This is a genomic window from Bradyrhizobium glycinis, from assembly GCF_016031655.1.
Lineage (GTDB): Bacteria > Pseudomonadota > Alphaproteobacteria > Rhizobiales > Xanthobacteraceae > Bradyrhizobium > Bradyrhizobium glycinis.
Genome location: NZ_JACCHQ010000023.1, coordinates 1 through 26211 on the forward strand (window position 1 = coordinate 1; position 26211 = coordinate 26211).

General features: G+C 65.1%; 31 protein-coding genes and 1 tRNA gene. 18 read left to right on the plus strand and 14 right to left on the minus strand.

Annotated elements, in window-relative coordinates; genetic code table 11:
• The first annotated feature begins 79 nt into the window (after positions 1 to 79).
• From HZZ16_RS27250 to HZZ16_RS27255, 3 genes are all read left to right on the plus strand, one after another.
• Positions 80 to 532, plus strand: a complete 453-nt coding sequence (locus tag HZZ16_RS27250) for a VOC family protein (protein WP_197952917.1) — start codon at positions 80 to 82, stop codon at positions 530 to 532.
• A 23-nt stretch (positions 533 to 555) separates the two neighbouring features.
• Positions 556 to 684: a hypothetical protein gene (locus HZZ16_RS37990; RefSeq protein ID WP_283815875.1), complete on the plus strand. Its 129-nt coding sequence runs from the start codon at positions 556 to 558 to the stop codon at positions 682 to 684.
• A gap of 141 nt (positions 685 to 825) precedes the next feature.
• Positions 826 to 1464, plus strand: coding sequence for a glutathione S-transferase family protein (locus HZZ16_RS27255; protein ID WP_197952918.1), 639 nt, complete (start codon positions 826 to 828; stop codon positions 1462 to 1464).
• A gap of 128 nt (positions 1465 to 1592) precedes the next feature.
• Here the strand turns inward: HZZ16_RS27255 and HZZ16_RS27260 are convergent, their stop codons facing one another.
• From HZZ16_RS27260 to HZZ16_RS27270, 3 genes are read right to left on the minus strand one after another with little or no spacing between them, the layout of a single operon-like run.
• Complete coding sequence (locus HZZ16_RS27260) at positions 1593 to 1760, minus strand: hypothetical protein (RefSeq protein ID WP_197952919.1); 168 nt, start codon at positions 1758 to 1760, stop codon at positions 1593 to 1595.
• Between the two features lie 6 nt (positions 1761 to 1766).
• Positions 1767 to 2015, minus strand: coding sequence for a hypothetical protein (locus HZZ16_RS27265; protein WP_197953028.1), 249 nt, complete (start codon positions 2013 to 2015; stop codon positions 1767 to 1769).
• Between the two features lie 50 nt (positions 2016 to 2065).
• The gene (locus HZZ16_RS27270; RefSeq protein ID WP_197952920.1) at positions 2066 to 2320 is read right to left on the minus strand and encodes a PilZ domain-containing protein; all 255 of its coding nucleotides are present in this window, start codon (positions 2318 to 2320) and stop codon (positions 2066 to 2068) included.
• Positions 2321 to 2543: 223 nt separating this feature from the next.
• Here HZZ16_RS27270 and HZZ16_RS27275 point away from each other — a divergent pair.
• The 6 genes from HZZ16_RS27275 to HZZ16_RS27300 all read left to right on the plus strand — a co-directional run bounded on the left by HZZ16_RS27275 (position 2544) and on the right by HZZ16_RS27300 (position 7379).
• Positions 2544 to 2618: transfer RNA gene (locus HZZ16_RS27275), tRNA-Glu, on the plus strand.
• Between the two features lie 213 nt (positions 2619 to 2831).
• Positions 2832 to 3458 carry a PilZ domain-containing protein gene (locus HZZ16_RS27280; protein WP_197952921.1) on the plus strand — a complete coding sequence of 209 codons (627 nt, stop codon included), beginning with the start codon at positions 2832 to 2834 and terminating at the stop codon, positions 3456 to 3458.
• A gap of 97 nt (positions 3459 to 3555) precedes the next feature.
• Positions 3556 to 3825 (plus strand): hypothetical protein, encoded by a 270-nt coding sequence (locus HZZ16_RS27285; RefSeq protein WP_197952922.1) that lies wholly within the window; start codon positions 3556 to 3558, stop codon positions 3823 to 3825.
• Between the two features lie 543 nt (positions 3826 to 4368).
• Positions 4369 to 5409, plus strand: a complete 1041-nt coding sequence (locus HZZ16_RS27290; RefSeq protein WP_197952923.1) for a PrsW family glutamic-type intramembrane protease — start codon at positions 4369 to 4371, stop codon at positions 5407 to 5409.
• A 70-nt stretch (positions 5410 to 5479) separates the two neighbouring features.
• Positions 5480 to 6058: an HdeD family acid-resistance protein gene (locus tag HZZ16_RS27295; protein WP_197952924.1), complete on the plus strand. Its 579-nt coding sequence runs from the start codon at positions 5480 to 5482 to the stop codon at positions 6056 to 6058.
• A gap of 235 nt (positions 6059 to 6293) precedes the next feature.
• Positions 6294 to 7379 (plus strand): 3-deoxy-7-phosphoheptulonate synthase, encoded by a 1086-nt coding sequence (locus tag HZZ16_RS27300; protein WP_197952925.1) that lies wholly within the window; start codon positions 6294 to 6296, stop codon positions 7377 to 7379.
• 61 nt (positions 7380 to 7440) lie between these two features.
• Here the strand turns inward: HZZ16_RS27300 and HZZ16_RS27305 are convergent, their stop codons facing one another.
• The 3 genes from HZZ16_RS27305 to epmA are packed head-to-tail and all read right to left on the minus strand — an operon-like array spanning position 7441 to position 9894.
• Entirely contained in the window at positions 7441 to 7695 is a 255-nt protein-coding gene (locus HZZ16_RS27305; RefSeq protein ID WP_197952926.1) for a hypothetical protein, read from the minus strand.
• 55 nt (positions 7696 to 7750) lie between these two features.
• Complete coding sequence (locus HZZ16_RS27310) at positions 7751 to 8845, minus strand: lysine-2,3-aminomutase-like protein (RefSeq protein WP_197952927.1); 1095 nt, start codon at positions 8843 to 8845, stop codon at positions 7751 to 7753.
• Entirely contained in the window at positions 8842 to 9894 is a 1053-nt protein-coding gene (gene epmA, locus HZZ16_RS27315; protein WP_197952928.1) for an EF-P lysine aminoacylase EpmA, read from the minus strand. Before epmA ends, HZZ16_RS27310 begins: the two co-directional genes overlap by 4 nt.
• A 162-nt stretch (positions 9895 to 10056) precedes the next feature.
• Here epmA and efp point away from each other — a divergent pair, with 162 nt between their 5' ends.
• From efp to HZZ16_RS27330, 3 genes are all read left to right on the plus strand, one after another.
• Positions 10057 to 10623 carry an elongation factor P gene (efp, locus tag HZZ16_RS27320; RefSeq protein WP_027572324.1) on the plus strand — a complete coding sequence of 189 codons (567 nt, stop codon included), beginning with the start codon at positions 10057 to 10059 and terminating at the stop codon, positions 10621 to 10623.
• A 45-nt stretch (positions 10624 to 10668) separates the two neighbouring features.
• Complete coding sequence (locus tag HZZ16_RS27325) at positions 10669 to 12270, plus strand: DUF4397 domain-containing protein (protein ID WP_197952929.1); 1602 nt, start codon at positions 10669 to 10671, stop codon at positions 12268 to 12270.
• An 82-nt stretch (positions 12271 to 12352) separates the two neighbouring features.
• Positions 12353 to 13339 (plus strand): DUF808 domain-containing protein, encoded by a 987-nt coding sequence (locus HZZ16_RS27330; RefSeq protein WP_197952930.1) that lies wholly within the window; start codon positions 12353 to 12355, stop codon positions 13337 to 13339.
• Between the two features lie 29 nt (positions 13340 to 13368).
• On the opposite strand, the gene HZZ16_RS27335 is transcribed toward HZZ16_RS27330, so the two are convergent.
• Positions 13369 to 13872, minus strand: coding sequence for a cupin domain-containing protein (locus HZZ16_RS27335; RefSeq protein WP_197952931.1), 504 nt, complete (start codon positions 13870 to 13872; stop codon positions 13369 to 13371).
• A gap of 21 nt (positions 13873 to 13893) precedes the next feature.
• Positions 13894 to 14373: a carboxymuconolactone decarboxylase family protein gene (locus HZZ16_RS27340; RefSeq protein WP_197952932.1), complete on the minus strand. Its 480-nt coding sequence runs from the start codon at positions 14371 to 14373 to the stop codon at positions 13894 to 13896.
• A gap of 54 nt (positions 14374 to 14427) precedes the next feature.
• Here HZZ16_RS27340 and HZZ16_RS27345 point away from each other — a divergent pair, with 54 nt between their 5' ends.
• The gene (locus HZZ16_RS27345) at positions 14428 to 14946 is read left to right on the plus strand and encodes a MarR family winged helix-turn-helix transcriptional regulator (RefSeq protein WP_197952933.1); all 519 of its coding nucleotides are present in this window, start codon (positions 14428 to 14430) and stop codon (positions 14944 to 14946) included.
• Positions 14947 to 14979: 33 nt separating this feature from the next.
• Here HZZ16_RS27345 and HZZ16_RS27350 read toward each other — a convergent pair whose 3' ends face one another.
• Positions 14980 to 15231: a hypothetical protein gene (locus HZZ16_RS27350; protein ID WP_197952934.1), complete on the minus strand. Its 252-nt coding sequence runs from the start codon at positions 15229 to 15231 to the stop codon at positions 14980 to 14982.
• A gap of 186 nt (positions 15232 to 15417) precedes the next feature.
• Here HZZ16_RS27350 and HZZ16_RS27355 point away from each other — a divergent pair, with 186 nt between their 5' ends.
• A complete protein-coding gene (locus HZZ16_RS27355) occupies positions 15418 to 16647 on the plus strand; it encodes a lytic murein transglycosylase (protein WP_197952935.1) in 1230 nt (409 codons plus the stop codon).
• A 115-nt stretch (positions 16648 to 16762) separates the two neighbouring features.
• On the opposite strand, the gene HZZ16_RS27360 is transcribed toward HZZ16_RS27355, so the two are convergent.
• From HZZ16_RS27360 to recJ, 3 genes are all read right to left on the minus strand, one after another.
• Complete coding sequence (locus HZZ16_RS27360) at positions 16763 to 17560, minus strand: aldolase (RefSeq protein ID WP_197952936.1); 798 nt, start codon at positions 17558 to 17560, stop codon at positions 16763 to 16765.
• 96 nt (positions 17561 to 17656) lie between these two features.
• Positions 17657 to 18466: an SDR family NAD(P)-dependent oxidoreductase gene (locus tag HZZ16_RS27365; protein ID WP_197952937.1), complete on the minus strand. Its 810-nt coding sequence runs from the start codon at positions 18464 to 18466 to the stop codon at positions 17657 to 17659.
• Between the two features lie 64 nt (positions 18467 to 18530).
• The gene (recJ, locus tag HZZ16_RS27370) at positions 18531 to 20372 is read right to left on the minus strand and encodes a single-stranded-DNA-specific exonuclease RecJ (RefSeq protein WP_197952938.1); all 1842 of its coding nucleotides are present in this window, start codon (positions 20370 to 20372) and stop codon (positions 18531 to 18533) included.
• Positions 20373 to 20655: 283 nt separating this feature from the next.
• On the opposite strand from recJ, the gene HZZ16_RS27375 reads away from it, so the two are divergent.
• The 4 genes from HZZ16_RS27375 to HZZ16_RS27390 all read left to right on the plus strand — a co-directional run bounded on the left by HZZ16_RS27375 (position 20656) and on the right by HZZ16_RS27390 (position 24688).
• Positions 20656 to 21732 carry a methyl-accepting chemotaxis protein gene (locus HZZ16_RS27375; protein WP_197952939.1) on the plus strand — a complete coding sequence of 359 codons (1077 nt, stop codon included), beginning with the start codon at positions 20656 to 20658 and terminating at the stop codon, positions 21730 to 21732.
• 341 nt (positions 21733 to 22073) lie between these two features.
• Positions 22074 to 22511, plus strand: coding sequence for a hypothetical protein (locus tag HZZ16_RS27380; protein WP_246510466.1), 438 nt, complete (start codon positions 22074 to 22076; stop codon positions 22509 to 22511).
• Positions 22504 to 23736: an HlyD family secretion protein gene (locus tag HZZ16_RS27385; protein ID WP_197952940.1), complete on the plus strand. Its 1233-nt coding sequence runs from the start codon at positions 22504 to 22506 to the stop codon at positions 23734 to 23736. Before HZZ16_RS27380 ends, HZZ16_RS27385 begins: the two co-directional genes overlap by 8 nt.
• Before the next feature lie 208 nt (positions 23737 to 23944).
• On the plus strand, positions 23945 to 24688 hold the full coding sequence (locus HZZ16_RS27390) for an SDR family oxidoreductase (RefSeq protein WP_197952941.1): 744 nt from the start codon (positions 23945 to 23947) through the stop codon (positions 24686 to 24688).
• A gap of 19 nt (positions 24689 to 24707) precedes the next feature.
• On the opposite strand, the gene HZZ16_RS27395 is transcribed toward HZZ16_RS27390, so the two are convergent.
• On the minus strand, positions 24708 to 25733 hold the full coding sequence (locus HZZ16_RS27395; RefSeq protein ID WP_197952942.1) for a glycosyltransferase family 4 protein: 1026 nt from the start codon (positions 25731 to 25733) through the stop codon (positions 24708 to 24710).
• Positions 25734 to 25864: 131 nt separating this feature from the next.
• A complete protein-coding gene (locus HZZ16_RS27400) occupies positions 25865 to 26080 on the minus strand; it encodes a hypothetical protein (protein WP_197952943.1) in 216 nt (71 codons plus the stop codon).
• Positions 26081 to 26211: the final 131 nt, after the last annotated feature.

Genomic DNA, 26211 nt, shown 5'->3' on the forward strand with positions numbered 1-26211 from the left:
TCCTCCCACTTTCCTGCTATCTCTCCCCCGCCGTCCCGGCCCAAGACAAAACCCCTCCGCCACCCAGGGAGCAACAACCATGCGATACCTCCACACCATGCTGCGCGTGCGCAATCTCGATGTCGCGCTGAAGTTCTACCAGGATGCGCTGGGGCTGAAGGAGGTGCGGCGGATCGAGAACGAGAAGGGGCGGTTCACGCTGGTGTTCCTGTGCTCGGCGGACGATCTCGAGGGCTTGAAGAAGCAGCCGCCGACGCGCGGGGCGCCGCTGGTCGAGCTCACCTACAATTGGGACGAGGAGACGTATGGCGAGGACCGCTTCTTCGGCCATCTCGCCTACGAGGTCGACGACATCTACGCCACCTGCGAGAAGCTGATGAAGGCCGGCATCACCATCAACCGTCCCCCGCGCGACGGCAACATGGCCTTCGTCCGCTCGCCCGACCTGCACTCGATCGAGCTGCTGCAGAAAGGCGATCCGAAGCCGCCGCAGGAGCCCTGGGCCTCGATGCCGAACACCGGCCACTGGTAGGCTCTGCGGGCAGGAACAAGCGCTTGCCGCCGGCGTTCACCCTCCAAGCGATGCGATTGGAGGAGGATGCGATGGCGAGAGGGCTGTTGCTGTGGATGCTTGGCGTGCCGATCCCGGTGATCATTCTGTTGTGGCTGTTCTTCGGCCGCTGAGCGTCAGTTTGAACTTTGCAATGAAAGCTCCGCCGCGTGCGGAGCTTTTTGCATGACGGGCGCGATGCAATCGCGCATCGCTCGGCACGCCGAATTCCGCTATCACCCGCAGCAAGCGACAACGCCGCGGGGAGATGCTTCATGCCTGACACCAAGCTGACGATCTGGGGCCGCGCCAATTCGGTCAACGTGCAGAAGGTGCTGTGGTGCTGCACCGAGCTCGGCCTCGCTTACGAGCGCATCGATGCCGGCATGCAATACGGCAAGACGGGCGAGGCCGAGTATCTGGCGATGAACCCCAATGCGCGGATTCCGACGCTGGTCGAGGGCGACTTCGTGCTGTGGGAGTCCAACTCCATCATGCGCTATCTCTGCCTCGCGCATGGCCGAGGGACGCCGATCTATCCCGAGGCGCCGAAACAGCGCGCATCCATCGACCGCTGGCTGGACTGGACGCTGTCGACGGTGCAGCCGGTCGACCGCCCGGTGTTCTGGGGCATCGTGCGCACCGCGCCCGCCGAGCGCGACATGATCCAGGTGCAGCGCGATGCCGATGCCGCCGCCGAGGTCTGGGCCATCGCCGACCGCCTGCTCGCGACGCGCCGCTTCATCGAGGGCGATACGTTCACGCTCGCCGACATCGCGGTGGGATGCTATGCGCGGCGTTGGCTCGGGGTCGAGGGCATCAGCCGGCCGGCACAGCCGCACCTCACGCGCTGGCTCGCCGAGCTCGGCAAACGGCCGGGATTTGCGCAATTCGTCGCACCGCCGATGTCGTGAGCACCTCGCGCGGGTTAAGCTGCGGCGATCGCGCGGGAAATCCGCGTTCGGGCGCGCTTCCGCGGCATCACGGCCGCGCTTGACGGCTACTGTGCATGGGGTTGTTTTCGCAGTTTTTGTTCGAGGCTTCAGCGCCAGCCGCGCTCGACCAGCAGCACGACGATGATCAGCAGCAGCGTCACCGCGGCCGTTGCCAGCCGTGCAGTCCAGCCGACGCCGCGGCCGACCCACCAGAGCAGCGCGCAATACATCAGCACGGGGACGATGATGTCGAGCCGCACCAGATCCGCAGGCATGTGAATTCAGCGCCGGATGCCGGTGTCGACGCTGGTCGAGCCGCCGAGCTTGACGCAGGTCGAGGTGCCCTCGGCCATCACGAAGCCCGGGCCGTAGGCGGCGCAGGCGCCTGCCCTCGCCTTGCCGGCCGTGCTGCCGTTCAGCGGCAGCGCCTTGCCCGCCTGTGGCGGTTCGGCAGGCGGCAGGCGCAGGCTCTCGGCCGCGGTCGCGGACGTAGCCAGCAGCGCGAGCAGGATGAGGAGCGGCGTGCGCATCGCCGCCTTGTAGCCCGGACCGGCCCCGCGCGCCATCGGACCGTCCGCGATCAGAGGAACCTGACGCCGGCCGACTTGCCGCGGCGCCAGACCACCTGGCAGCTCCGCCCGGTGCGCGCATCGCGTGCAAAGGCCATCCGGATCACGCCGGGAAGCTGGCTCGCGTCCTCGTCCAGGGTGATCTTAGCGCCCGAATCCGAAATGTCCTGGACCAGGCAGTGCCGCGCGGCGAATCCGCCGTCCAGTGTGATCCAGGCGTGCTGCGACAGCAGCTTGCGGGCTGCGCGCTTCTTCGGCGGTGGCATCGGCAAGATCTCCTCGTCCAGCGCTACGCAGGGAACGCTAACAAACCGTTGAAATCGCCTCCGAATGATCCCGGGCCCTGTGCTGTCCACCGGAGCCAAAAGAGCGTTCCCGAACGGCTTGCCCGGGAGCGCAAAGGCCACTATACGTTCGCCCGCTGCAAGCCGCCGGGCCCTGTTCGGCCGGCCAGCGGCCGTGCCGGGAAAACGGCAGGGCCCTGCGTTTGCTCCCTTCGTCTATCGGTCAGGACGCCACCCTTTCACGGTGGAGAGAGCGGTTCGATTCCGCTAGGGAGCGCCAGAGGCGCAAGCCGCCGTGGGAGCATGAACCTCCTCGCCCCTCGTCTCCGACCAATGTCAGATCGAAACCGAAATCCGTCGCAGCACAGGCGATGCGTCGCTCCGCGCCATTTACCAAATATTTAGCCCGGCTCTTGGGCAGCAGTATCATTTGCTTAGAGTTTGATCGCTACCGTGGAACTACGGAAATCACCCGAACCCCCGGTCAGCACTCATGTCCGTCGCAGAGTTCCTGAGGCAGCGAGCAGTAGATGTTGCGGTCAGCGGCAGCTACTCGCTGCCCCGCTGGTACGATTGCGAGGGCAAGCTCCGCAGCTTCGCCTGCCGAACCAAGCGCGTCTCGCCGTTCCGGATGATCGTGGACGTGCCTGTGGTCGGCAAGGTCGGCGAGCGCTTGACCTCCTACTTCCAGGATTTCGGCGAATTCCAGGGCACCATCAGCGCGACACTGAAGGCGGGCTTTCTGATGGAGCTCGAGATGCCGCGGGCGCGGCGCGCCTGGATGTCGGAAAAGCTGACCTGGCTCGAGAAGAAACAGAAGGATGCGAGCGTTCGGGAGTTGCGGCGTGACGCGCGTTTCGTTCCGCAGGTCTCGCACACCGTGCTGACCCTCGCGGACGGCAGCTGCCATACCTGCTTCATCATCGACGTCTCGACGGCCGGCGTCGCGGTGTCCTCCGAGTACGATCCGGTGATCGGAACCCCGCTTGCGGTCGGCACCTGTGTCGGGCGGGTGATCCGCAAGTTCGAACACGGCTTTGCGGTCAAATTCGCCGAAAAGCAGGACCGGGACGACCTCGACCGCCTGATCGTCCGCGCGCCCTTGCTGAAGTCGGCCTGATCTCGCCGCCCTATAGCGGCCCCAATGCCGGATCAGCTTTTGCAGGTCTGTGCCGCGGGCCGGACGTCATTTTGCAGACTTGCGATCGGGGGACCGAATGGCAGTCGACAAGATCACGGTCGATAAGATCAAGGTTGGGAAGATCACCTGGGACAGGGTCGGCCGGGTCACCGAGCCCGGACGCTACATGTACACGTTCGGCTGGCTCACCATCACCGCCGGCGATCTCGAGATCTGGAAGCGATACCCGCAGGCCGCGTTCACGCTGCTCGCACATTCCGGGTCAGACGAGTCCGCCGGCGAGGAATTCCATCTCGGCGCCTTCGACGTCGCACCCGACGCGCCGCCCGCGATCACCACGCACTGAGCTCGAAAAAGCGCGGACCGTCGCGGGAACGCCTGGCATGGGCGTTGCTTTATCATCGCCATGACACACATCCCTGCCGTCGATCAGAGCTTTCTGTTGCTGCTCATCGTGCTCTGCCTCGCCACGTGCCTCGTCCGCGCGTTTTGGGAGCTGGAACGGTTGCGCGCACGCCGGATCGATGCGCCGTCCCGCCGGCGCATGACGAAGCGAGACTAAGGCCACCGGCCGGCCCGCTGCATTCAAGCGAGGCCAGCGCACCCGCGGATCGAGCCGATGGGCCAGATCCGCCAGGACTCGAGGAACCCCACGCACTTCCTTGAGCTCGCTTGCAAATCTCGATCCCCACGCGCCGGGCAATCGTTGCCGTAACTGGCGAGGATCTGCTGTCATGGGATTGATCGCGCTTATATTCTACTCCCCACACAATGAGCCCGCTGAACGGAAGCTGTCGCGCACCTTCAGGGAACCGACAGCCGGCGCATGACACATGGTCGCATCGGTGAACGTAGATAAGCGGATCAAGGGAACCTATTTTCGGCGCCAATGTACCTGATCGAAGCGCTCCCCACCGTCCTTGGAACTGCCGCTATCGCCCCGGCGCTGCTGTTGCTCTGGCTCGTCATCGCTGCCGAGGAACGCCCGGGACCGCCAGCCCAGGTCTGGACCGCATTCCTGTCAGGGGCGGCCAGCATTTCTCTGCTGGGTCTCGCCCGCGCTCCCTTCGCCAAGATGGTCGCAGCACCGGACGACCCCTGGGCGGCACTGGCCATGCATTCGATCTTCGGCGTCGCGCTGCCCGAGGAGACCGTCAAGGTGATCGCCATCGTGCTGGTCTCCTCGACCAAGCGGCGGACCTTTGCCAATCCGATGGACACCGTTGTCTACGGCGCCGCGGTCGGCCTCGGTTTCGCCGCCTACGAGAACCTCGCCTACCTGGTCCAGCATGCCGACATGTGGCGCTCGCTCGCCGCGCTGCGCAGCGTCCTGACCGTGCCGTTCCACGGCGCGCTCGGCATCATTGCCGGCGCCTACCTGACCATCGCGCGCGCCGGCACGGCGCTGGGCGCAAACCGCCACCATCGCGATTGGGCGCGTCTCTCCAGCCGGCTGTTGATCTTCGCCGGCCCGCTCGCGCTGCATTCGGCCTTCGACTTCCCGCTGCTGACGCTCCAGCGCATGCCCGATCTCGATCCGACACTCCGCATGTGGCTGGGCGCTGCAAGCCTGTTGATCGGCTTCAGCTCGATTGCGTTCGCCATCCGCCTGGTCCGGCGCGTCGCCCGCCATCATGCGCCGCGAACCGATGTCGCGCGCGAGCGGCTGAGCCAGCTGCGCCGGATGTGGGCGCTGCTGCTCGCTGGCGGGGGCGTCGGCTTCGTTGGGCTCGCCTTCGTCCTGACCTCGATCCATCACTGGCTGATCAACCCCGAGCGCAACCTGACGCTGGCGCTGATTCCGATTGGCTTCGTCTCGATCCTGCTCGGCCTCGCGCTTCTGATTGTCACAACGGCGATCTACATTCTCGGCCGTAACCGCATTCGCACCAGCGCGGAAGGCTTTTCGTCGGCGCCCGGCGGTACTTGACCCAACGCATGGCGAACGCGCGACAGGCCCACTAGATTGGGACGCAATCCTCTCGTTCCGGAGCCAGACGATGACATCGCCCGAGGAATTTGCCCGCCTCCAATCCAAGATGAACCAGGCGGTCAAGGCGCATTGGAAGGCTTTTCTGTTCGAAGGGATCCTGCTCGCCGTGCTCGGCATTGCCGCGCTTGTCGTGCCGCCGCTCGCCAGTCTTGCCACCGCGATCTTCCTCGGCTGGATGTTCCTGATCGGCGGCATTGGCGGACTGATCGCGACCTATTGGGCGCGCAGCACGCCGGGCTTCTGGTGGTCGCTGATTTCGGCTGCGCTGGCCGTGCTCACCGGCTTGCTGCTACTGGCCAGGCCGATGCAGGCCGTGCTGACGCTGACCATCGTGCTCGGCGCCTATTTCCTCGCCGAGGGCGTCGCCACCATCATGTACGCGCTGGAGCACCGCCGTGAGCTCAGCGGCCGCTGGTCGTGGCTGCTGATCTCGGGCCTCGTCGACATCGCGATCTCGTTCATGGTGATCACGGGACTACCGAGCTCGGCGGAGTGGGCCATTGGCGTCCTCGTCGGTATCAACCTGCTGTTCGGCGGTGCCACCCTGATCGGCATGGCGCTGGCGGCACGCAACGGCAACACCTGAGGCACCTCGTCGCTCCACACCCTGTTTGGGGGGTGACAAGGCGCCAGCGGCACGCTATATGGCTTTTCCATGATCACCGTCGCCACCAGCTATTTTTGGTATTTTAGCTACGACAGCTCGCTGGCGGCGGGAGGATCGCGCTCAATCTGAAACATTGCAGCAAACGTCCGAACAGCCGCCAGACCTGGCGGCTTTTTTGTTGGCCGGCAGGTTCTAAAACAAACAGGAGCCCGCCGTGCTGAGCACGACCGATGATCTTCGTATCCGCGAACTGAAAGAGCTGAGCACGCCGGAAGAGGTGATGCGGGAGGTCCCGCGCACGCTCACCGCAACGCGTGTGGTGATGGCCGCGCGCAACGCCATCCATGCCATCCTGAGCAATCAGGACGACCGCCTTCTGGTCGTCGTCGGCCCCTGCTCGGTGCATGATCCCAAGGCGGCGCTCGACTACGCCGAGCGGCTGGCAAAATTGCGCGAGGATCTCGCTGATCAGCTGGAGATCGTGATGCGAGTCTATTTCGAGAAGCCGCGCACCACGGTCGGCTGGAAGGGCCTGATCAACGATCCCGACCTCGACGGCAGCTTCGACATCAACAAGGGACTGCGGCTCGCGCGCAACGTGCTCTCCGCGGTGAACAATCTCGGCCTGCCCGCCGGCACCGAGTTCCTCGACATGACGACGCCGCAATACATCGCCGACCTCGTCTCCTGGGCCGCGATCGGCGCGCGCACCACCGAGAGCCAGATCCATCGCGAGCTGGCTTCGGGCCTGTCCTGCCCGGTCGGCTTCAAGAACGGCACCGACGGCAATGTGCGGATCGCGGCCGATGCGGTGAAATCAGCCTCGCATCCCCATCATTTCATGGCCGTCACAAAGCTCGGCCGCTCGGCGATCGCCTCGACCGCCGGCAACGAGGACTGCCACATCATCCTGCGCGGCGGCAGCAAGCCGAACTACGACGCGGCAAGCGTTGCGTCCGCCTGCAACGAATTGACCAAATCCGGCGTTGCCCCGCTGGTGATGGTCGATGCGAGCCATGCCAATTCGAGCAAGAAGCCGGAGAACCAGCCGCTGGTGATGGCCGATATCGCCCGCCAGATCTCTGGCGGCGAGCGCCGCATCATGGGCGTGATGATCGAGAGCAACCTCCTCGCCGGTCGCCAGGATGTCGTGCCAGGCAAGCCGCTCACTTATGGGCAGAGCATCACGGACGGTTGCATTGACTGGGCAACGACCTCGAAGACGCTCGAGCAGCTCGCCGACGCGGTCGAAATCCGCCGCAACATCCAGCGCGCCGGACTGCACGAGAGGTCGGCCTGACGGATGACGAGGCTAGCATGGCTCGTTCCTCACCTCTCCGCGACGGGGAGAGGTGAAAGCCTCAGCAGCCGCGGCAGATGCTCTTGATCTTCTTGTCGAGCGCCTGGTTTTCCTTGCTGAGCGGATCATTCGCATCGCTCAGATTCTTCTCGCTAGGCACATCGCTGGCACGCGGCTGGCGATGACCCACCGGCGCCGGCAACACCGATCCGGACGATGCGCCGCTCGATGTCGATCCCTTCGAGCCACCGGTCTGCGCAACAGCCCCGCCGCCAAGCAAGACCACGAGCGATACTGCCAGCATGATCTTCGTCATGTCCGTTTCTCCATTCTCAAATCAGCGTCCAAGTCAGCGTCGATGCCATCGCCACTCATGTCTCGGGCGGATAGAGATGAACGTCGCCGCAATAGTCGACGATACGATAGCGCGTTTCTGATTGCGCTTCACTTGTCTCGTTTGCGGTATTTTGCACCGCCAACACGTAATTCGGACCCACCGGCGACTTGCCGGCACCGCCGGGAATGTCGATGACATAGTCCGGCTGACACAGGCCCGACACCCGCCCGCGCAACTGCCGCATCAAGGCCTGCCCCTGCGCCAACGTCGTGCGCAGATGCGCCGTCCCCGGGGCGAGATCGCCGTGATGCAGATAATACGGCTTGATCCGGCATTCGACGAAAGCTCGCATCAAATCCGACAGCGCGACGATGTCGTCATTGACGCCGCGCAAAAGCACGGACTGGCTCACCAGGGGAATTCCGGCGTCGACGAACCGCGCGCAGGCATCACGCGCGGCGCTCGTCAGTTCGCGCGCGTGGTTGGCGTGTACTGCGACCCAGGTCGCCGCGCCCGCGACCTTCAGGGCCGCAACCATCTCCGCGCTGACGCGCGCGGGTTCTGCCACGGGGACGCGGGTGTGGAGACGGATGATCTTGACGTGATCGATGGCCGCAAGGTCGGCCATGATCTCGCTCATCCGCCGGGGCGACAGCATCAGGGGATCGCCGCCGGTCAAGATCACTTCCCAGATCTCGCCATGCGAACGGATGTAGTCGATCGCGGCGCGATAGGCGCTCTCCGACAGCGCGTTGTCCTTGCCCGGGCCGACCATCTCACGGCGGAAGCAGAAGCGGCAATAGACCGCGCAGACGTGCACCAGCTTGAACAGCACGCGGTCGGGATAGCGGTGCACGATTCCCGCCACCGGCGAATGCGGGTGATCGCCGATCGGATCCGCATTCTCGCCCGGCTGCGCCTCGAGTTCGGCTGAGACCGGAACGAACTGCCGCGCGATGGGATCGTCGGGATCCGTCGCGTCGATCAACCTCACCAGATCAGGCGTGATCGCCACGGCATAGCGCGCAGCGACCCGTTCGAGCGCCGGCAGGGCCGATGCGGGGGCCAGGCCCTCGGCCACCAATTCGGCAGGTTCGCGCAGAGTGCGTGCAAGATTCGTCTTTGTCATCTCTCATCCGCAGGCGGTGTCCACACCACCTGATCAATTCGTGTGGCGCCGCTCGCCAGCATCACCAGCCGATCGAAGCCGAGCGCGACACCGCTCGCCTCCGGCATTACGGCGACCGCCGCCAGAAAGTCCTCGTCGAGCGGATAGGCTTCGCCGTAGCGGCGCTGCTTCTCCGTCATGGATTCCGTGAAGCGTTTGCGCTGCTCCTCGGCATCGGTCAGCTCTCCAAAGCCGTTGGCGAGCTCGACGCCGCAGGCATAGACCTCGAAACGTTCGGCGACCCTTGGATCGTCCGTCTTCACCCGTGCCAGCGCCGCCTCTGGAGATGGGTATTCGAACAGGATGGTCAAACGCCCCTGCCCCAGATTCGGCTCGACGTGCTCGACCAGGATCTTGCTGAAGATGTCCGACCAGGTGTCGTCCTCGGCGACACGGACCTTCCCGGCTGCCGCCGCGGCGAGCGCCGCACGGTTACCCTCGCCGCCCGAGATTGTCGACAGCAGGTCGATGCCGGCGAAATGCGCGAAGGCGCCCGCAACCGTCAGGAGCTCCGGCTCGGCGAAGGGATCCGCGATCCGGCCGCGGAACGAGAAGGTCCCGATTCCGGTCGCCTGCGCCGCCCGGGCGATCACGACGACGCAATCGGCCATGATGGCATCATAGGGCGCTCCCGCCCGGTACCATTCCAGCATGGTGAACTCGGGCAGATGCAGGTCGCCACGCTCGCGGTCCCGGAACACCCGTGCGAACTCGAAAATCCGCGTCTCTCCCGCCGCCAGCAGCTTTTTGCAGGCGAATTCGGGCGAGGTGCGCAGGTATCGGCTGGCCCGGCTGCCGTCCGGCCGCATGATCTCGGTCCGGGGGGCGTGCAGATGGGTCTCGTTGCCCGGAGAGACCTGGAGGACGGAGGTTTCGACCTCCACAAAGCCCTGTTCAGCGAAAAACCCTCGCAAAGCTCCGGTCACGGCGCCCCTGGCCTGGAGGAATGGCCGCCGGTCGAGGTGGCGCGCGGGCGACCAAAACGGCGACATCGGATTGTCCCCAGCCATTAACCCACCGCCCCAGCCGGCAGCAAAATGCTGGCATCCAACGGCAAAATCAGTATGTTGCCGCCCGAAACGGGCGCCAAGGTCCGATTTGAGGCCCCAAGTCCCCCATCAATTCGACCACGTCCTGGCTGGTGCCGGGCCAAGCAAGCAGGAAATACAGCTTTGAGAGTCATCGCCAGTTCTATTCGCAAGGGCAACGTGATCGAGCAAGACGGCAAGCTCTATGTCGTCGTGAGCGCCGAGAACATCCATCCCGGCAAGGGCACCCCGGTCAGCCAGATCGAAATGCGCCGAATCTCGGACGGGGTAAAGATCTCGGAACGCTACAAGACCACCGACCAGGTCGAAAAGGCCACGATCGAAGAGCGGAACTACACCTACCTCTATGAGGATGGTGACGGCTACCACTTCATGAACCCGGAGACCTACGACCAGGTCCAGGTCTCCAAGGACGTCGTCGGCGACGCCGCCGCGTATCTGCAGGAGAGCATGACGGTCAAGCTGTCCATGCACGACACCAACCCGGTGTCGATCGCCCTGCCGCAGCGCGTCACGCTGGAGGTGGTCGAGACCGAGCCCGTGACCAAGGGCCAGACCGCCTCCTCCTCCTACAAGCCGGCGGTGCTCTCCAACGGCGTGCGCACCACCGTGCCGCCGCACATCACGGTCGGCACCCGCGTCGTGGTCATGACCGAAGACGGCTCCTACGCCGAGCGCGCCAAGGACTGAGCAGGCAATCGAGGATCGGAACAGGTACCGCCGGGGGGCGAGGCAGTGGGCAGGAAGAGTTTCCGCTTCGTCTCGCTTCTCCTGGCGTTGCCGTCGCTCCTCGTTGCCGCACCACTCGCGGCCGATGAATTCCGCAGCCCGTCGCTGACGGCCCTGCGCGTCGACTGGCGTGCGGCGCTCGACCAGCTTCGCAGCGAGATCAACAGCCGTCCCCAGATTGCGGGCGACTTCATCTTCGCACCGCGCCGTTCGGTGCCGCGCTACGATCCGCGCGCGATGCCGGCACTGGTGCAGCTCAACGCGATCTCCTCGCGCTTTTTCACCGGCATAACCCGAAGTCCCGTCCCCGTGCTGCTGCCATTCGACGCCGCCGCGTATCTCGATGCGCAGCGCAGCGGCGCACCGGCGACGCTCGCGCTGTCGCGCTACCAGGCCGACTTCAATCCCGTCGACATGTTCGATGCCGGTCCTGCCGGCTACAGCGCGACTTTCTCGCTCGAGCCGGGTGCCGGCGACGGCATGCCGAGCCGGGTATACGCAAGGCCTGTCGAGGTGCAGATCACGGGCTCTGCGCTGGTCTACGACATCGCCGATCCGGCCGGGGGCAAGGGCGAGCCGGTCAAGCCGCTTGCCGCAACCTACCCGGACCTGCGCAGGTTCATCCGGGAAGGCTATGTGCGCTACGCCTTCACCCGCTTCGGCGCCGCCTATGTGGTCTCGATCCAGTGCCTCGACAGTGTCGCGAAGCCACGGCGGCTCGCCTGCAAGGAGGCCTATCCGGTCGCCGAGCGTTTCCTCAAGGCGCTGCGCATCGCAGGCGGCCAACGCATGCGGCCGCTGACGGACGTTGCCTCCAACATTATCGATCGCCCCGCGGTGCGTTCACCGGATTTCAGCTACCGGCCGAGCGGCGACATCATTCCGAACACCGGCTACCGCAAGCAGGGCGGCCATCCCGATGCCATGGCCTATGCCCAGATCCGCTTTCCGTTGGAGAAGGCGCCCGCCTTCGTGCGTTCGCAATCCTACGGCAGGCGCGACAAGAGCGAAGGCCCGACCGCCTATCCCTGGCGCGACAATTTCTGCGAGTCGCGCAGTTTCGAAGCGTGGCAATGCGGCGGAGGTTACGGCCACCAGGGCGAGGACATCCGCGCCGCCGACTGCCCACCGCCCGGTGAAGGCCGCGAGCCGTGCGATCCCAAGCGGCGCGGCGTCGTCGCCGTGCGTGACGCAATCGTGATCCGCGGCGTCAGGGACCAGGCTGCAACGCTTCAGGTCAACAGCCGCACCGAGCACATCCGCTTCCGCTATATGCACATGAATCCGCAGGCGATGAACGCCGACGGCCTCGTCAACGGCCGCCTCGTCAGCGAAGGCGAGAAGATCGGCGTGGTCTCGAACTATCTCGATCGTCCCGCCGGAACGTCGCTGCACCTGCATTTCGACGTCCAGGTGTTCACCCGCGACGGCTGGATCTGGGTCAGCCCCTACGTGACGCTGGTGTCGGCCTATGAGCGGCTGATACGCGCCCGCGGCCGCGAGATCGGCCCGGAGATCGCAGTCACGTCGCAGCCGGTGGCTCACGCGCTGCCGGAGGACGTGATCAAGCCGGACCTGCGCGAGGGCGCGGGCGCCGAGGAGAACTGAGAGCGTGCTCGTTCGTTGCCGGAGCGGGCAGGAAAGCATCTGGTCGCGCACTCCCCCCGCTCGAACGAAGAAGGATGGGTTGATGAGTGTCGGACTGATCGGTCTTCTCGACGACATCGCAGGGATCGCAAAGGTGGCTGCAGCCTCCCTCGACGATGTCGCTAGCCAAGCTGCCAAGGCAGGCACCAAGGCCGCTGGCGTGGTCATCGACGACGCGGCGGTCACGCCGAACTACGTGATCGGTTTCGCTTCGAAACGCGAACTGCCGATCGTCGGCAAGATCGCGGTCGGATCGCTGCGCAACAAACTGCTGATTTTGCTGCCGATTGCCCTGCTGCTCGGCTATTTCCTTCCCGCTGCGGTCACGCCGCTGCTGATGCTGGGCGGCGCCTTTCTCTGCTATGAAGGCGCCGAAAAGGTGCTCGAAGCGGTGATGCCGGATCATGCACATCAGCACGAAGCTCAGCTCCAGCCGATTGCGTTGAATGCCCAGTCGGTCGAGGACGAGAAGGTCGCTGGCGCCATCAAGACTGATTTTATCCTATCGGCGGAGATCATGGCGATCACGCTGGCAACTGTCCCGGCGGGCAGCATCTGGACCCAGGCGCTGGTGCTGGCGCTGGTCGGCCTTTTTATCACCGTTGGGGTCTATGGCGTGGTCGCCCTGATCGTGAAGGCGGACGATGCCGGCATCGCGCTCGCGCGCTACGACGGCACCTCACTCGCCGGCGACACGGTCCGCTTGCTTGGACGCGCGCTCGTCCGCGGCATGCCCGCTTTCCTGGCGGTGCTGAGCACGATCGGCACCGCCGCCATGATCTGGGTCGGCGGCGGCATCATCCTGCACGGCATCGAGAAGTACGGCCCACCCGCGATCGGCCACACGGTCCATGCCGCAACCGAGGCTGCCGCACATCTCCTTCCATCCGTTGCCGGCATCGTCGAATGGTCGGTCGAGGCAGCGATCTCGGGCGCGCTTGGACTGCTCGTCGGCGCAGTTGCCATTCCCCTCGTCCAATACGGACTCGCGCCGGCCTGGAAACGCGTGAGGCGATCGCGATCGGCCTGAGCACAGCCATCGCGGATGATTCGTGCAGCCTATTCCAGGAACGTCGTCAGCTGCGCGCCCTCATCCGCCACGAACACCGCGATCAGTTCCGCCGGCTCGGTCATGCTGGCATTGGCCGAAACCAGATGCGTCGAGCCCGGCGGTTCGAAGAAGGACTGCCCGACGCCGAACGTCTCGACAGGGCCGCCGCCGAGCTGCGAGCGGATCTCGCCCTTGGTGATGTAGGCGGTGACGGAGCCGGAGTGACGATGCGGCCGTGAAAACCCGCCTGGACCGTAGGACACGCGCACGATCGTGACGCGCTTGCCCGGAACGTTCGGAAGCGCGTAGGAGCCGATCGGCTCGACCTTGTCGAGCGGCGAGCCCTCCGCTGCCGTGGCGCAGAGCGGCGCGAGGGTACTGGACACACTGTCGATCGTCACCGGCAGAGCTTTGCCGATCGTCAGCGCGCAGACAAATCCCGCGACGACCGCGAACGCCGTCGAACGTAATGGCGCCGGGCACTGCACGGCAGCAAGGTTCATGGCTGTCATCGTGATCTCCCCCGGTCTCCATCAGGATGCAGCGGCGGCCGCTGCGACCGGCCGCTTTGCAGGCGTCCAGCGAAACGCCGCACCAAAACGGTTCCAGACGTTGATCGAGGCGACCGCTGAGGTCAGGTACGTCAGTTCAGTCTCGGAGAATTCACCCGACGCTTCGGCGTAGACCTCCTCGCTGATGCCGTCAGGCAGACAGGTCAGCGCCTCGGCCCAGGCGAGCGCGGCCCGCTCGCGCGACGAAAAGATCGGCGCCTCGCGCCAGACCGCGACCAGATGGAGCTTGTCGACGGGAACGCCGATCCGTTCCGATAGCAGGACGTGGTGTTGCACGCAGAACGCGCAGCCGTTGATCTGCGAGGCGCGCAGCTTGACCAGCTCGAGCAGCTGCTTGTCGAGGCCGGCCTTGGCCGCAAGCTGGCCCAGCGCCAGCACCAGATCATACGCATCGGGCGCGATCCGCTTAAAATCTTCATATTCGCTGCGGGCGTGTGACATTGCCATTCACCTCGGCTTATTATAAGAGCTCGGATATCTTATAAGAGCTCTTATATGTCGCGCAAGACGAATGTCACGAAATCGCAATCGGGACGCAAGGCCGTTGCAGCCAGTGCGGTGCATGTCCCCGCGCCGGGCGAAGGCAAGCGCGGCGAACAAGGCTATCTCGGCTATCTGCTGCGCCAGGCCCACGCCGCAGTTCGGCTGACGATGGAGCGCACGCTCGCCGATCTCGGCGTGACCTCGCCGCAATTCGCGGTGCTGACGATGCTGAACGCCTATCCGGGCTTGTCGGGGGCCGATGTCGCCCGCCTCACCTTCCTGACGCCCCAGACCGTCAGCGTCATCATCCGCAATCTCGAACGCGACGGCGCGATTGCGATGACGCCTCATCCCGTTCACGGCCGCATCCAGCAATGGACGCTGACGTCGCGCGGCGCGACTCTTTTGAAAGCGTGCCGGCAGCGTGTGCTCGAATTGGAAAAGCGCCTCGCTCGCAATCTGGATTCAAGGGCTGAAACCACGATCCGGCGCTGGCTTGCCGGAATCGCGGCTGAACTGCAGGAAGACTAGAGAGCCGCCATCGCGGCTGTCGCGGCCGCAGTGCTAGCCGTCTTTCAAGGCGTTCTTGACTGCGCCGTCCGGCCAGCTCTCATACGCCGCGATCACCCGCACACGGGTCTGGTCGGCTGGATTGACCAGCACATGCGAACTCACCCGCTCAGCGCTCGGTTCGAGACGCAAATCAGTTTCGGGCTTCCAGCTCAGCGTCGTCGCGAGGTCGCCGGGAAAGATCTTCCATAGCGATCCATCGTCGAGTTCGACGATATGGCTTTCGGCATGCGTGCGTATCTTCATTCCACCCCGATGTGTTTCGATGAAAAAAGAAGGCCGGCCCGACCACGGCCGATTCTTCTCCTCCTCCTGGCGTGGAGGGAATGCGGGAGTGCGACACTTGTTCCGGTGGAACGGTCGACGCGATCCACGCACGTTGCAGTTTCGGAACCGACTCACGCGTGCCATGTTTCCGGCTAGAATGCGCCCATGAAGCACACTGATTCCTCGCCCCTTCACACACGCCGCGCCCTGCTCCAGTCGACGCTCGGTGCAACCGCTTTGCTCGCGCTTCCCCCCCGCGCTCTCGCCGCGCCTCCCGGCTTCGAGGAATGGCGTGAGGGCTTTCGTGCGCGCGCGATGGCAAAAGGTATTGCCGCCGCGACGTGGCAGCGCGCGATGGGACGGATCGAGCCGGACATGAGCGTGTTTGCGCAGATGCGCAACCAGCCCGAATTCCGCGAGCAGGTCTGGCAGTACATCAACCGCCGCGTCTCGGACTGGCGCATCATCAATGGCAAGATCGCGCTGAAGAACAACGAGGCGCTGTTCGCCCGCATCGAGCGCGATTTCGGGGTGGAGCGCGGCACACTGTTGGCGCTGTGGGGCGTCGAGTCCGCCTATGGCGATCCGCTGGTGCAGCAGAACCACATGAGACCGGTATTTCCCTCGCTCGCCGCGCTCGCCTGGAACGAGCCGCGCCGCAAGGCCTATTGGGAGACCGAGCTGATCAACGCATTGCGCATCGTCGACAAGGGCTGGAGCACGCCTGAGGAGATGCGCGGATCATGGGCCGGCGCGATGGGCCATTCGCAATGGATGCCGGAAGTCTGGCTCAATGTCGGCATCGATTATGACGGCGACGGCAAGGTCTCGCCATTCGGCAAGCCCGACGACGCGCTGGGCTCGACCGCAAAATATCTCGTCAATCGCGGTAAGTGGCACCGCGGCGAGCACTGGGGCTACGAGGTGCGCGCGCCCGCCAACATGAGCGGCAGCCGTACCTATGCGGCCTGGCAGGCGGCCGGCGTCAGCCGCGCCGACGGCCAACCGTTTCCGCAGCCCAACGCATCCGCGCAGATGTGGACGCCGGTTGCGGGCGGACCGACCTTCCTGCTCGGACCGAACTTCTACTCGGTGAAGAGCTACAACCCTTCCATGAACTACGCGCTTGCGATCTGCCATCTCGGCGATCGCTGCCTGGGAGCTCCGCCCTTCATCCAGCCCTTTCCGGGCTCCGAGCGTGCGTTGACGCTCGCCGAGGTGCAGGAGATGCAGACGCGCCTCACCAAAGCCGGCTTCGACACCGGCGGCACCGACGGCCGCGTCGGCAACGACACCATGAAGGCAGTCAAGGAGTTTCAGCAGCGGGCCGGCATCACGCCGGCGGACGGCTATGGCGGGTTGAAGGTGCTCGCGAAGCTGCGGCAGGGATCATAGAACTCCGTCATTCCGGGGCGCGTCACTTGGCGCGAACCCGAAATCCATTCCACCGCCTCGCTTGCTGCACGATGGATTCCGGGCCCGCGCTTCGCGGCCCGGAATGACGCCGTGGTCAGTGCCGATACTGCGGCTCCTCCGCATCCAGCTGCCGGCGGATCGCAGCGAGATGCAGCCGAGCGGATTCGGAATCGCCCTCGCGCATCTGCCTGTAAGTCTCGGCCGCAACGGCGGGATCCACCGGCAGCACCTTCCGCCCCGTCGACATCGCCAGCACCTGCACCTCGGCGGCGCGCTCGAGATAATAGAGATCGTCCCAGGCTTCCGCGATGGTCGGCGCCAGCACCATCACGCCGTGATGCTTCATGAAGACGATGTCGGCATCGCCGACGGCGGAGGCGATACGCGCGCCTTCGCGGCTGTCGAGCGCGAGGCCGTTGTAATGGCGGTCGACCGCGGTGCGGCCGTAGAATTTCAGCGCGGTCTGGCCGGCCCAGATCAGGGGATCGCCCTCGGTCATCGACAGCGCCGTGGCGTAGGGCATGTGCGTGTGGAACGCGACCTTGGCGCGCGGCAGGCGCTTGTGCATCTCGGCATGGATGTAGAACGCGGTCGCCTCGGGCACGCCCTCGCCGTCGAGCACGTTGCCGTGGAAATCGCAGATCAGGAGCTTTGACGCGGTCAGCTCGCGGAAGGCATAGCCATAGGGATTGACGAGGAAGAGATCGTCATGACCGGGCACTACGGCCGAGAAATGGTTGCAGATGCCTTCTTCAAAGCCGTTGCGCGCGGCCATGCGGAAGCAGGCGGCCAGATCCTCGCGCGCGGTGCGGATCGCATCGGTGGCGAGATCCGGCCGGTTCGAGCGGAATGGCGCGGGCGCGGGTGAGGACGCGTGAAGGCTGTGCGCCATGGCGAGCAATACCTCTGTCGGTTGGTTATTGCCCATCTTGTACAGGGCTGACGCCTGCGCGTCAGCCCCTGCGGCCGCCACCCTGCCCTGCGCAGCTCAAGCGCGCCGCGGCACGCCGCCGGCGTTCATGCCGCCGTCGATGACGAGCTCGCTGCCGGTGACGTAGCGCGAGGCATCGGAGGCGAGATACAGCACGCCCGCGGCGATCTCCGCGGCCTGGCCGGCGCGGCCGAGCGGCGTGACGACGCGAGCCCGCTCCTCCGGATCGATCGGGGCGTTCTGGCCGGCGCCAGCCGCCCCCGTCGGGATCTTGCCCCAGATCGGGGTATCGATGATGCCGGGGTGAACCGAATTGACCCGGATGCCATCGCCCGCGGCCGCACATTCCATCGCGATGGATTTGGCGAACAGCCGCACGCCGCCTTTGGTCGCCGAATAGGCCGACAATCCGGGCGAGCCGCGCAGGCCCGCCAGCGAGGACATCATGACGATCGAGCCGCCGCCGGTTTTGCGCATCAAGGGCAGGCAATGCTTGACCGAAAGAAACACGCCGTCGAGATTGATCGCATTCTGCCTGCGCCAGTCGGCGAGCGTCATGTCGACGATCGAGGCCACGGAAATGCCGATACCCGCATTGGAGACGAGCACATCGAGCCGGCCAAAGCGCTTTGCGATCTCGGCGACGACCTCGATCCAGCGCTCTTCGCTGGTGACGTCCTGCTCCAGGAACACCGCCTTGCCGCCGGCCTTGGTGATGCGCCTGACGAGCTCGGGGCCCCTCAGCTCGTCGATGTCGGTCGCGATGACCGTAGCGCCTTCACGCGCGAACAGCTCGACGGTCGCCTCGCCAATGCCGGAGGCGCCGCCCGTCACCAGTGCGACATTGCCCTCAACCTGCCCTGCCATGCTCACTCCCATTCTTGTTGTTTGCGTGAGCTGTATCTAGCACATGATCTGGTCGGATCTTGCGTTACCTGATCACGGATGGCCCCTGATCCGGCAGCGCAACGTCCACGACACGGAATTGCACGCGCTCGGCGCCCTGGTAACGGTCCACCGACAACGAGCCCGCGACATGCATCTGCTGGCCGCGATTGGCGAGCAGCGCATGGCCGAGCTTCTGGCCGACCGAACGGAACGCGATGCCGTTGACGATGGCGCCGTCGCCCGCCTTGAAACGCAGGCGCAGATGCGCCTGCCCGACCTCGTCGGCAAACACGAGCTGGTGCGCCGGCAGCGCCAGCACCGGCTCCGGATTGCCGCTGCCAAAGGGACCGGCGCGGTTGAGAATCGTCGCCAGCTCCGGCGTCACCGCGCGCGCCGAGACCGCGCCGTCGATATAGAGCTCGTTGACGTGGCGCGCCTCGGCGACGTCGCGCGCCAGCGCGGTCTCGATATAGGCGCGGAATTCGGCGAGCTTGTCCTTGCGCAGCGTCACGCCCGCGGCCATGGCGTGGCCGCCGCCCTTGAGCAGAATGCCATCGGCGACCGCCTGCCGCACCGCCTTGCCGAGATCGACGCCGGCGATTGAGCGGCCCGAGCCGGTGCCGATGCCTCCCGGCTCCAGCGCAATGGCAAAGGCAGGCCGCGAGAACTTCTCTTTCAGGCGGGAGGCGACGAGGCCGACCACGCCGGGATGCCAGCCTTCCGAGGCCGTGACGATCACGGCGAGCTTGTCCTCCAGCCCGATCGAGGCCAGCGCCTCGGCTTCGGCCTGGGCCTCCGCCGCCTGCTCGATGACGCGACGTTCGCTGTTGAGACGGTCGAGCTCGGCCGCGATCCGCGCCGCCTCGACGCTGTCGCCTTCGAGCAGCAGCCGCACGCCGAGATCGGCGCGGCCGATACGGCCGCCGGCATTGACGCGCGGGCCCAGCATGAAGCCCAGATGCCAAGCTTCCGGCGGGCCGTTGAGCCGCGCCACGTCCATCAGCGCGGTGTGGCCGACATGGTCGCGCCGACGCATCGCGATCAACCCCTTGGCGACGAAGGCGCGATTGAGACCGATCAGCGGCGCGACGTCGGCGACGGTGCCGAGCGCGACGTGATGCAGCATCCCGAGCAGATCCGGCTCGGGCATCTCCGCGTTCCAAAAGCCGCGCTGGCGCAGCTCGCGATTGACCGCGACCAGCGTCACCAGCACGAGGCCGACGGCGGCGAGATGACCGAGGCCCGAGAGATCATCGGGCCGATTCGGATTGACCAGCGCGTCGACCTCGGGGAGATCGAGGCCGCATTGGTGGTGATCGATCACGACCACGGACATGCCGAGGCGCTTCGCCTCGGCGAGCGGCTCGATGCTGGTGGTGCCGCAATCGACGGTGACGAGCAGCGTTGCCCCTTTCGCGGCGAGCGCCCGCACCGCCTCGGTGTTCGGGCCGTAGCCCTCGAAAATCCGGTCGGGAATATGGATCAGCGGATCGAGCCCGCAATGGCGCAGATGCCAGGCCAGCAGCGCCGCCGAGGTCGCACCGTCGACGTCGTAATCGCCGAAGATCGCGACCTGCTCGCCCTTGGTCGCGGCATCCGCGATGCGTTTGGCGGCGGCCTCCATCTCCGTCACCGTGAATGGGTCCGGCAGCAGCTTTCGGATGGTCGGATCGAGGAAGTCGGCGACGGCGTCGATGTCGACGCCACGGCCGGCCAGCACCCGCGCCAGCAGCTCCGGCAATTGGTGCCGCTGCACGATGGCGAGCGCCTGGGCCGCCCCGCGCGCATCGAGCCGATCGCGCCACAGCTTGTCGGTGAGCGAGCGGGCGACGCCCAGGAATGCCTGTGGCGCTTCGACAGGGAGTGCGGATGCGGGAGGCGTCATGACGAGGGCTATCGATTGGGAACTCGGGTCCGGGCGATCACGCTCGCGGCCTGGACTGGCTTGAAAGGATTGGCTGGGAAACCCGGGCGATTTGCAACGGCCGGGACGCACAAAGCGGTGGATGGCCGGCTCGCAGGCCGGAGTGACTATCATTTAGGCATCTCGCAAAACAGCAAATTAAGCAGGCGTTAGGCGGAATCCTCGAAAAAGAATCGTATTCGATCTGTAATTTGTTGTTCCGGGTTCATTGCAGATCAGACCTCATTGCCAAGGGAAGTCCTCGATGTCTGCTGCGCTGGGTCTGAAAGCCAAGCCGATTGCCACCGAACCCACGGACGATGATTCCGACATCTCCGCGCTGATCAACCGCCTCACCGCGGAGGTCAACCAGATCGCGGTCGACAAGACCAAGTCGATCCAGCAGATCACCAACCAGATGAAGATGCTGGCGCTGAACGCGCTGATCGAGAGCTCGCGCGCCGGCGCGCAAGGAGCCGGCTTTGCGGTGGTGGCGCAGGAGGTGCGCGGCGTCGGCCAGCAGGTCGAGACCATCGCCCGCGAGCTCGAGACCCAATTGACGAAGCGCACAGGCGATCTCGTCGCCTCGATCGACCGCATGAGCCAGCGCTCCCGCGGCGAGCGGATGGTCGACCTGTCGCTCAACGCCATCGAGCTGATCGACCGCAATCTCTATGAACGCACCTGCGACGTGCGCTGGTGGGCGACCGATTCCGCCGTGGTCGATTGCGCGGCCTCGCCCAGTGCCGCGGCCGTCTCCCATGCCTCGCAGCGCCTCGGCGTGATCCTCGGGGCCTACACCGTCTATCTCGACCTCTGGCTCTGCGACCTCGACGGCAACGTCATCGCCAACGGACGCGCCGACCGCTTCCGTGTCGCCGGCCAGAACGTCGCCCACACCAAATGGTTTCGCGACGCGCGGGCCTTGCGCTCCGGCGACGACTATGTCGCCGGTGACGTCGAGAACCAGCCGCTGCTCGGCAATGCGCAGGTCGCGACCTATTGCGCCAGCGTCCGCGCCGGCGGCCAGGCCAACGGCGCGCCGATCGGGGTGCTCGCCATCCATTTCGACTGGGAGCCACAGGCCCGCGCCATCGTGCAGGGCGTGCGCGTCGGCGACAGCGACAAGGCGCGCGTGCTGCTGGTCGATTCGAATTTTCGCGTGATCGCGGCGTCCGACGGCCAGGGCATCCTCAGCGAACGCATCTCGCTGTCGCTGAACGGCCAGCGCTCCGGCTTCTATCAGGAACGCACCGGCACGCTGGTCGCGTTCCATGCCACCCCGGGCTACGAGACCTATCGCGGGCTCGGCTGGTACGGCGTGATCGTCTGCGGGGCGTGAGGAGAGCGGGTCCGCCCCGACCAAAACCCATAAAACAACCCCATGCACAGTAGCCATGGGATTGTTTTCTCTGGTGTTTTTCGTCAGCCGAGCGGCTTTGACACGTCGGGCAAATTAGCCGCAATCTCCTAAGCACCGGCGAGAGCCAATGCGGCGGTGCAGTTGTCCGTGTGCGGTAACTGTCTCTGGATCAGGTCATTGAGCGCGGCGATCTAGCACACACTGAACGCAACGCCGTCTCGACGCACTCCTTGCTCCAGCTCCCGTGTTGGGGAACTATGCTGGTCAATGCAAGAGCCTCATCGTGGGCTCTCAGGCTTCTTCTGGCAGGGAGAACAAGCTTGAGCGAACAAACACATCCGGCAGCGCCCCACCATTTGCCGTTCTTCGTGCCTGGGCCTGACGGGTCGGATGCCCTGATGGTCGTCATGGCCATCTTCCTCATCGTCATCGTGTTGTGGGTAGGCACGCTTTATTGGAAGCTGCACAGCCTTCCGGAGCGCATGGCGCACAAATCGCAGAAGCTGCAATTCGAGATCGTCGCCGTGCTCGGCCTCATCTCGCTCTTCACGCACATGCACATCTTCTGGATCGCAGGCCTCCTGCTCGCGATGATCGACCTGCCGGACTTCTCGACTCCGCTGCGCACCATCGCCGGCTCAGTGGAGCGGATCGCCGATGCAGCGCCGCAGACGCCTCAATTGGCACCCGACGCCGGGCCGACCGGCAATTCCGGCCACAAGAGCACGTCGAACGAGGGAGTTCAAGGTCATGCTTGAGCTCCTGCTCTGCTCGCTCGTGACGATCCTGCCGGACTACCTCTATCGCCGCTATCGGCAGAACAAGCGGTTCGGACAGGAAATCACGCTCTACTCGGTCTGGTATGAGCTGAGGTGGGGCATCACCGGCTGTCTGATGCTGACCGTCGCGCTGATCACCATGATCTTCTACTATCATCCTTCGACCAATTCGGCGGCGCTCTACTTCCGCACCGTGCCGATCCTGCCCGAAGTGGCCGGCCGCGTCGCCGAGGTCAACGTCGACTACAGCGCGCCTGTGAAGAAAGGCGCCGTCCTCTTCCGGCTGGACAGTACGAAGCAGCAGGCGGCGCTCGAAACGGCGAAACGAAAGGTCGCCGAAGTCGATGCTTCGCTGATCAGCGCGCGGGCCGATGTGGTCAAAGCGGAAGCCCAGATCGGAGAAGCGAAGGCGGCCTGGCAGCAAGCCAGGGATGAGCTCGACACCAAGAGCGAATTGCAGCGCCGCAATCCCGGGATCGTGCCACAGCGCGACATCGAGAAACTCCAGGTCACTGTCGATCAGCGGCAGGCGGGCATCGATGCCGCCAATGCCGCCAAGGAGGCTGCGGCACTGCGGGTCTCGACGCTTCTGCCCGCCGAGAAGGCGAGCGCCGAGGCGGCCATGGCAGAGGCACAAGTCGACCTCGACAAGACCTTCGTGCGGGCCGGCGTCGATGGACGGGTGGAGCAATTCCTTCTGCGTCCGGGCGACGTCGTCAACCAGATGATGCGACCGGCAGGCCTCTTGATTCCGGAGGGCGCCGGACGGCGCGCATTGCAGGCCGGCTTCGGTCAGATCGAAGCCCAGGTCATGCGCCCCGGCATGGTTGCGGAGGCGACCTGCATCTCGAAGCCTTGGGTCATCATTCCGCTCGTGATCACAGGCGTGCAGGACTACATCGCCGCGGGTCAATTCCGCTCGGGCGAACAGCTCGTCGATCCGCAAAACCTGCGGCAACCCGGCACGATCCTGGTGTTTCTGGAACCGCTTTATAAGAACGGGTTGGAGGGCGTCACGCCAGGCTCGACCTGCATCGTCAACGCCTATACGAGCAACCACGATGTGATTGCAGACCCCAAGACCAGCACGCTGAGGGGATTTGCCCTGCACGTCGTCGATGCCACCGGCCTCGTACATGCCCTTCTGTTGCGCATTCAAGCGCTGCTGTTGCCGGTCAAGACACTGGTGCTGAGCGGCCACTGATCCCCGAGACTTAGGGGAATGATCGCTGAACAATCGTGCCGTGCCGTAACGTTCTCTCTGAAGCATTTTTCGGCAAGGCAAGCGCGTTTCGGACAAGAGCTTGCCCTGATTGCTCGGGTAAGACATGTCCGGATCGTTGAGGGGCGTTGGTGGGAGAGCTGGAGCTGGCAGCAGCATCTCGGGCTCCGCAATCGCAGGGAGGCAAGCCATGAAGATCGTCGTGATCGGCGGAACCGGATTGATCGGATCAAGACTGGTGGCGAAGCTCAAGCAGCAAGGCCACGAAGCGGTGGCGGCCTCGCCGAGATCGGGCGTGAACGCCGTGACCGGGGAAGGCCTTGCCGCAGCGCTTTCGGGCGCGGATGTGGTCGTCGACGTCGCCAACGCGCCGTCCTGGGAACCGGCAGCGGTGCTCGCGTTCTTCCAGCGCTCGAGCGAGAATCTCGTCGCGGCGGAGGCCGCAGCAGGCGTGAGGCACCACGTGGCGCTCTCGATCGTCGGCACCGACCGCTCGCCCGACAACGCCTATTTCCGTGCCAAGCTGGCGCAGGAAACGGTCATCAAGTCCGCCTCTGTGCCCTACTCGATCGTGCGCGCCACCCAGTTCTTCGAATTCCTCGCGGCCATTGCCGACACAAGCACCATCGATGGAAAGATCGTCGTTCCCACGGCTCAGTTTCAGCCGATCGCGGCCGACGACGTCGTCGATCGCCTCGCAGAGGTCGCAACCGGCCGGCCGCTCAACGGCACGATCGACATCGCTGGCCCTGAGAAGGCCCCCTTCAATGAATTCATCGCACGCCGCCTGAGGGCGTCCGGCGACCCACGCCCCGTGATCGGAGATCCGAAGGCGCTGTATTACGGCGCCCCCATCGACGACACGTCGCTGAACCCGCTCGGCGAGGCACGGCTCGGGGCGACGCCGTTCGCAAAATGGCTCGCGCGCCTCTGAGGCTCGGGCCGGCCTGCCATCACGCAGCAATCAGCTCACGATATCGGTCTTCATACTGTCGCGCCATTCGGTGTGCAGTGAACCGCTCCTCGAAACGGGCGCGCACCCTCCTCCGATCCAGCTTGCCCAATTCGCTGATCGCCTCGACGGCTTGCTCCTCGTTCTCGACGATGAAACCGGTCAGGCCGTGCTCGATGACCTCAGGAACCGAGCCGGAGCGGTAGGCGATCACGGGCGTTCCGCAGGCCATCGCCTCGATCATCACCAACCCGAAAGGCTCCGGCCAGGCGATCGGAAATAACAGAGCAGCGGCTCGGCTAAGGAACGGCTGCTTCTGGGCGTCATCGACTTCGCCGACAAGCTGGATCTTCTCACCGTCGATGCGGGGCTGCAGGTGCTTTCTGAAATAGGCCGTCTCGGCGCGCGGTATCTTCGCTGCGATGCGGAGAGGCATCCGGGCTGCGTGTGCGATGCGGATGGCGTCTTCTGGCCCCTTGTCTTCCGTGAGGCGGCCAAGAAACGCCAGATAGGACCCTTCTTCGTAGGAGGGTTGCAACAGCTCCGACGGCAGCCCGTGCTGGATCGTTCCCACCCATTTCGCATCCGGCAGCGGCAGGCGCTGGTGATCGGAAATCGACACGAAGCACGCCTCGGGGAACTGCCGAACCACGTCAGGCAAGCCTGGCAAGTCGAGGCGCCCGTGCATGGTCGTCAGGAACGGCACGCCAAGGCGACTGAGCAACGGCAGTGGCAGCCAGTCGACATGCGAGTGGATCACATCGAAGTCCCCGGCTCGTCTCGCGATCGCTTCCAGCAGCATCGCGCAGGCAGCACTCGGATCGGCGCCCTTTCGGCCGAGACGCAGCGCGCGTGGCCACACTGGGTGGAGTTTGCCTGTCGTTCGGGAGTCGCCGCTGGCGAAGAGCGTGACGTCGTGGCCGAGCTCGACAAGCTCGTCCACAAGCCAGGCCACCACCCGCTCGGTGCCGCCGTAAAGCTTCGGAGGGACGCTTTCGGCCAGCGGAGCAAGCTGGGCGATGCGCATCGGAGCCCACTACACTGCTGACAGCAGGATCAGCACGACAGCTGCGGATAGAAGGTTTGATATCGCGAGCAACGTCCAATCCGGCCTTGCGCTTGCGCTCGCCAGGCGGCAGATGCGCCTCTCAATGAGCCTCAACATTCGTCATCAGAGAGCCGTTCGAGATAGGCGAGCCCGAATGCTGCGAGTTCCTGGGCATCACCGTTTCTCTCGCGCGCTTCCCGTCTCCCTTGCAGATGACGCTCGAGCAGGCAGCGACGGCCATCCGCAGCATCGACATCCTGATGCCGCGCGCGGTACACGCACCAAGCGGTGTCCACCGCTGTTCGTAGCGGGCCTTCGTCGACCATGTTCCAGCTCCGACATGGAGATTGTCCATGGCACGCCAACTCGTCGCAGCGGTGGAAGTTTCCACTATTTCCCGAAAGTCTAATCCTGCACGCAAGACGAGCGTAGTCAAGCTGCGTTCCTTGTTGCGTGC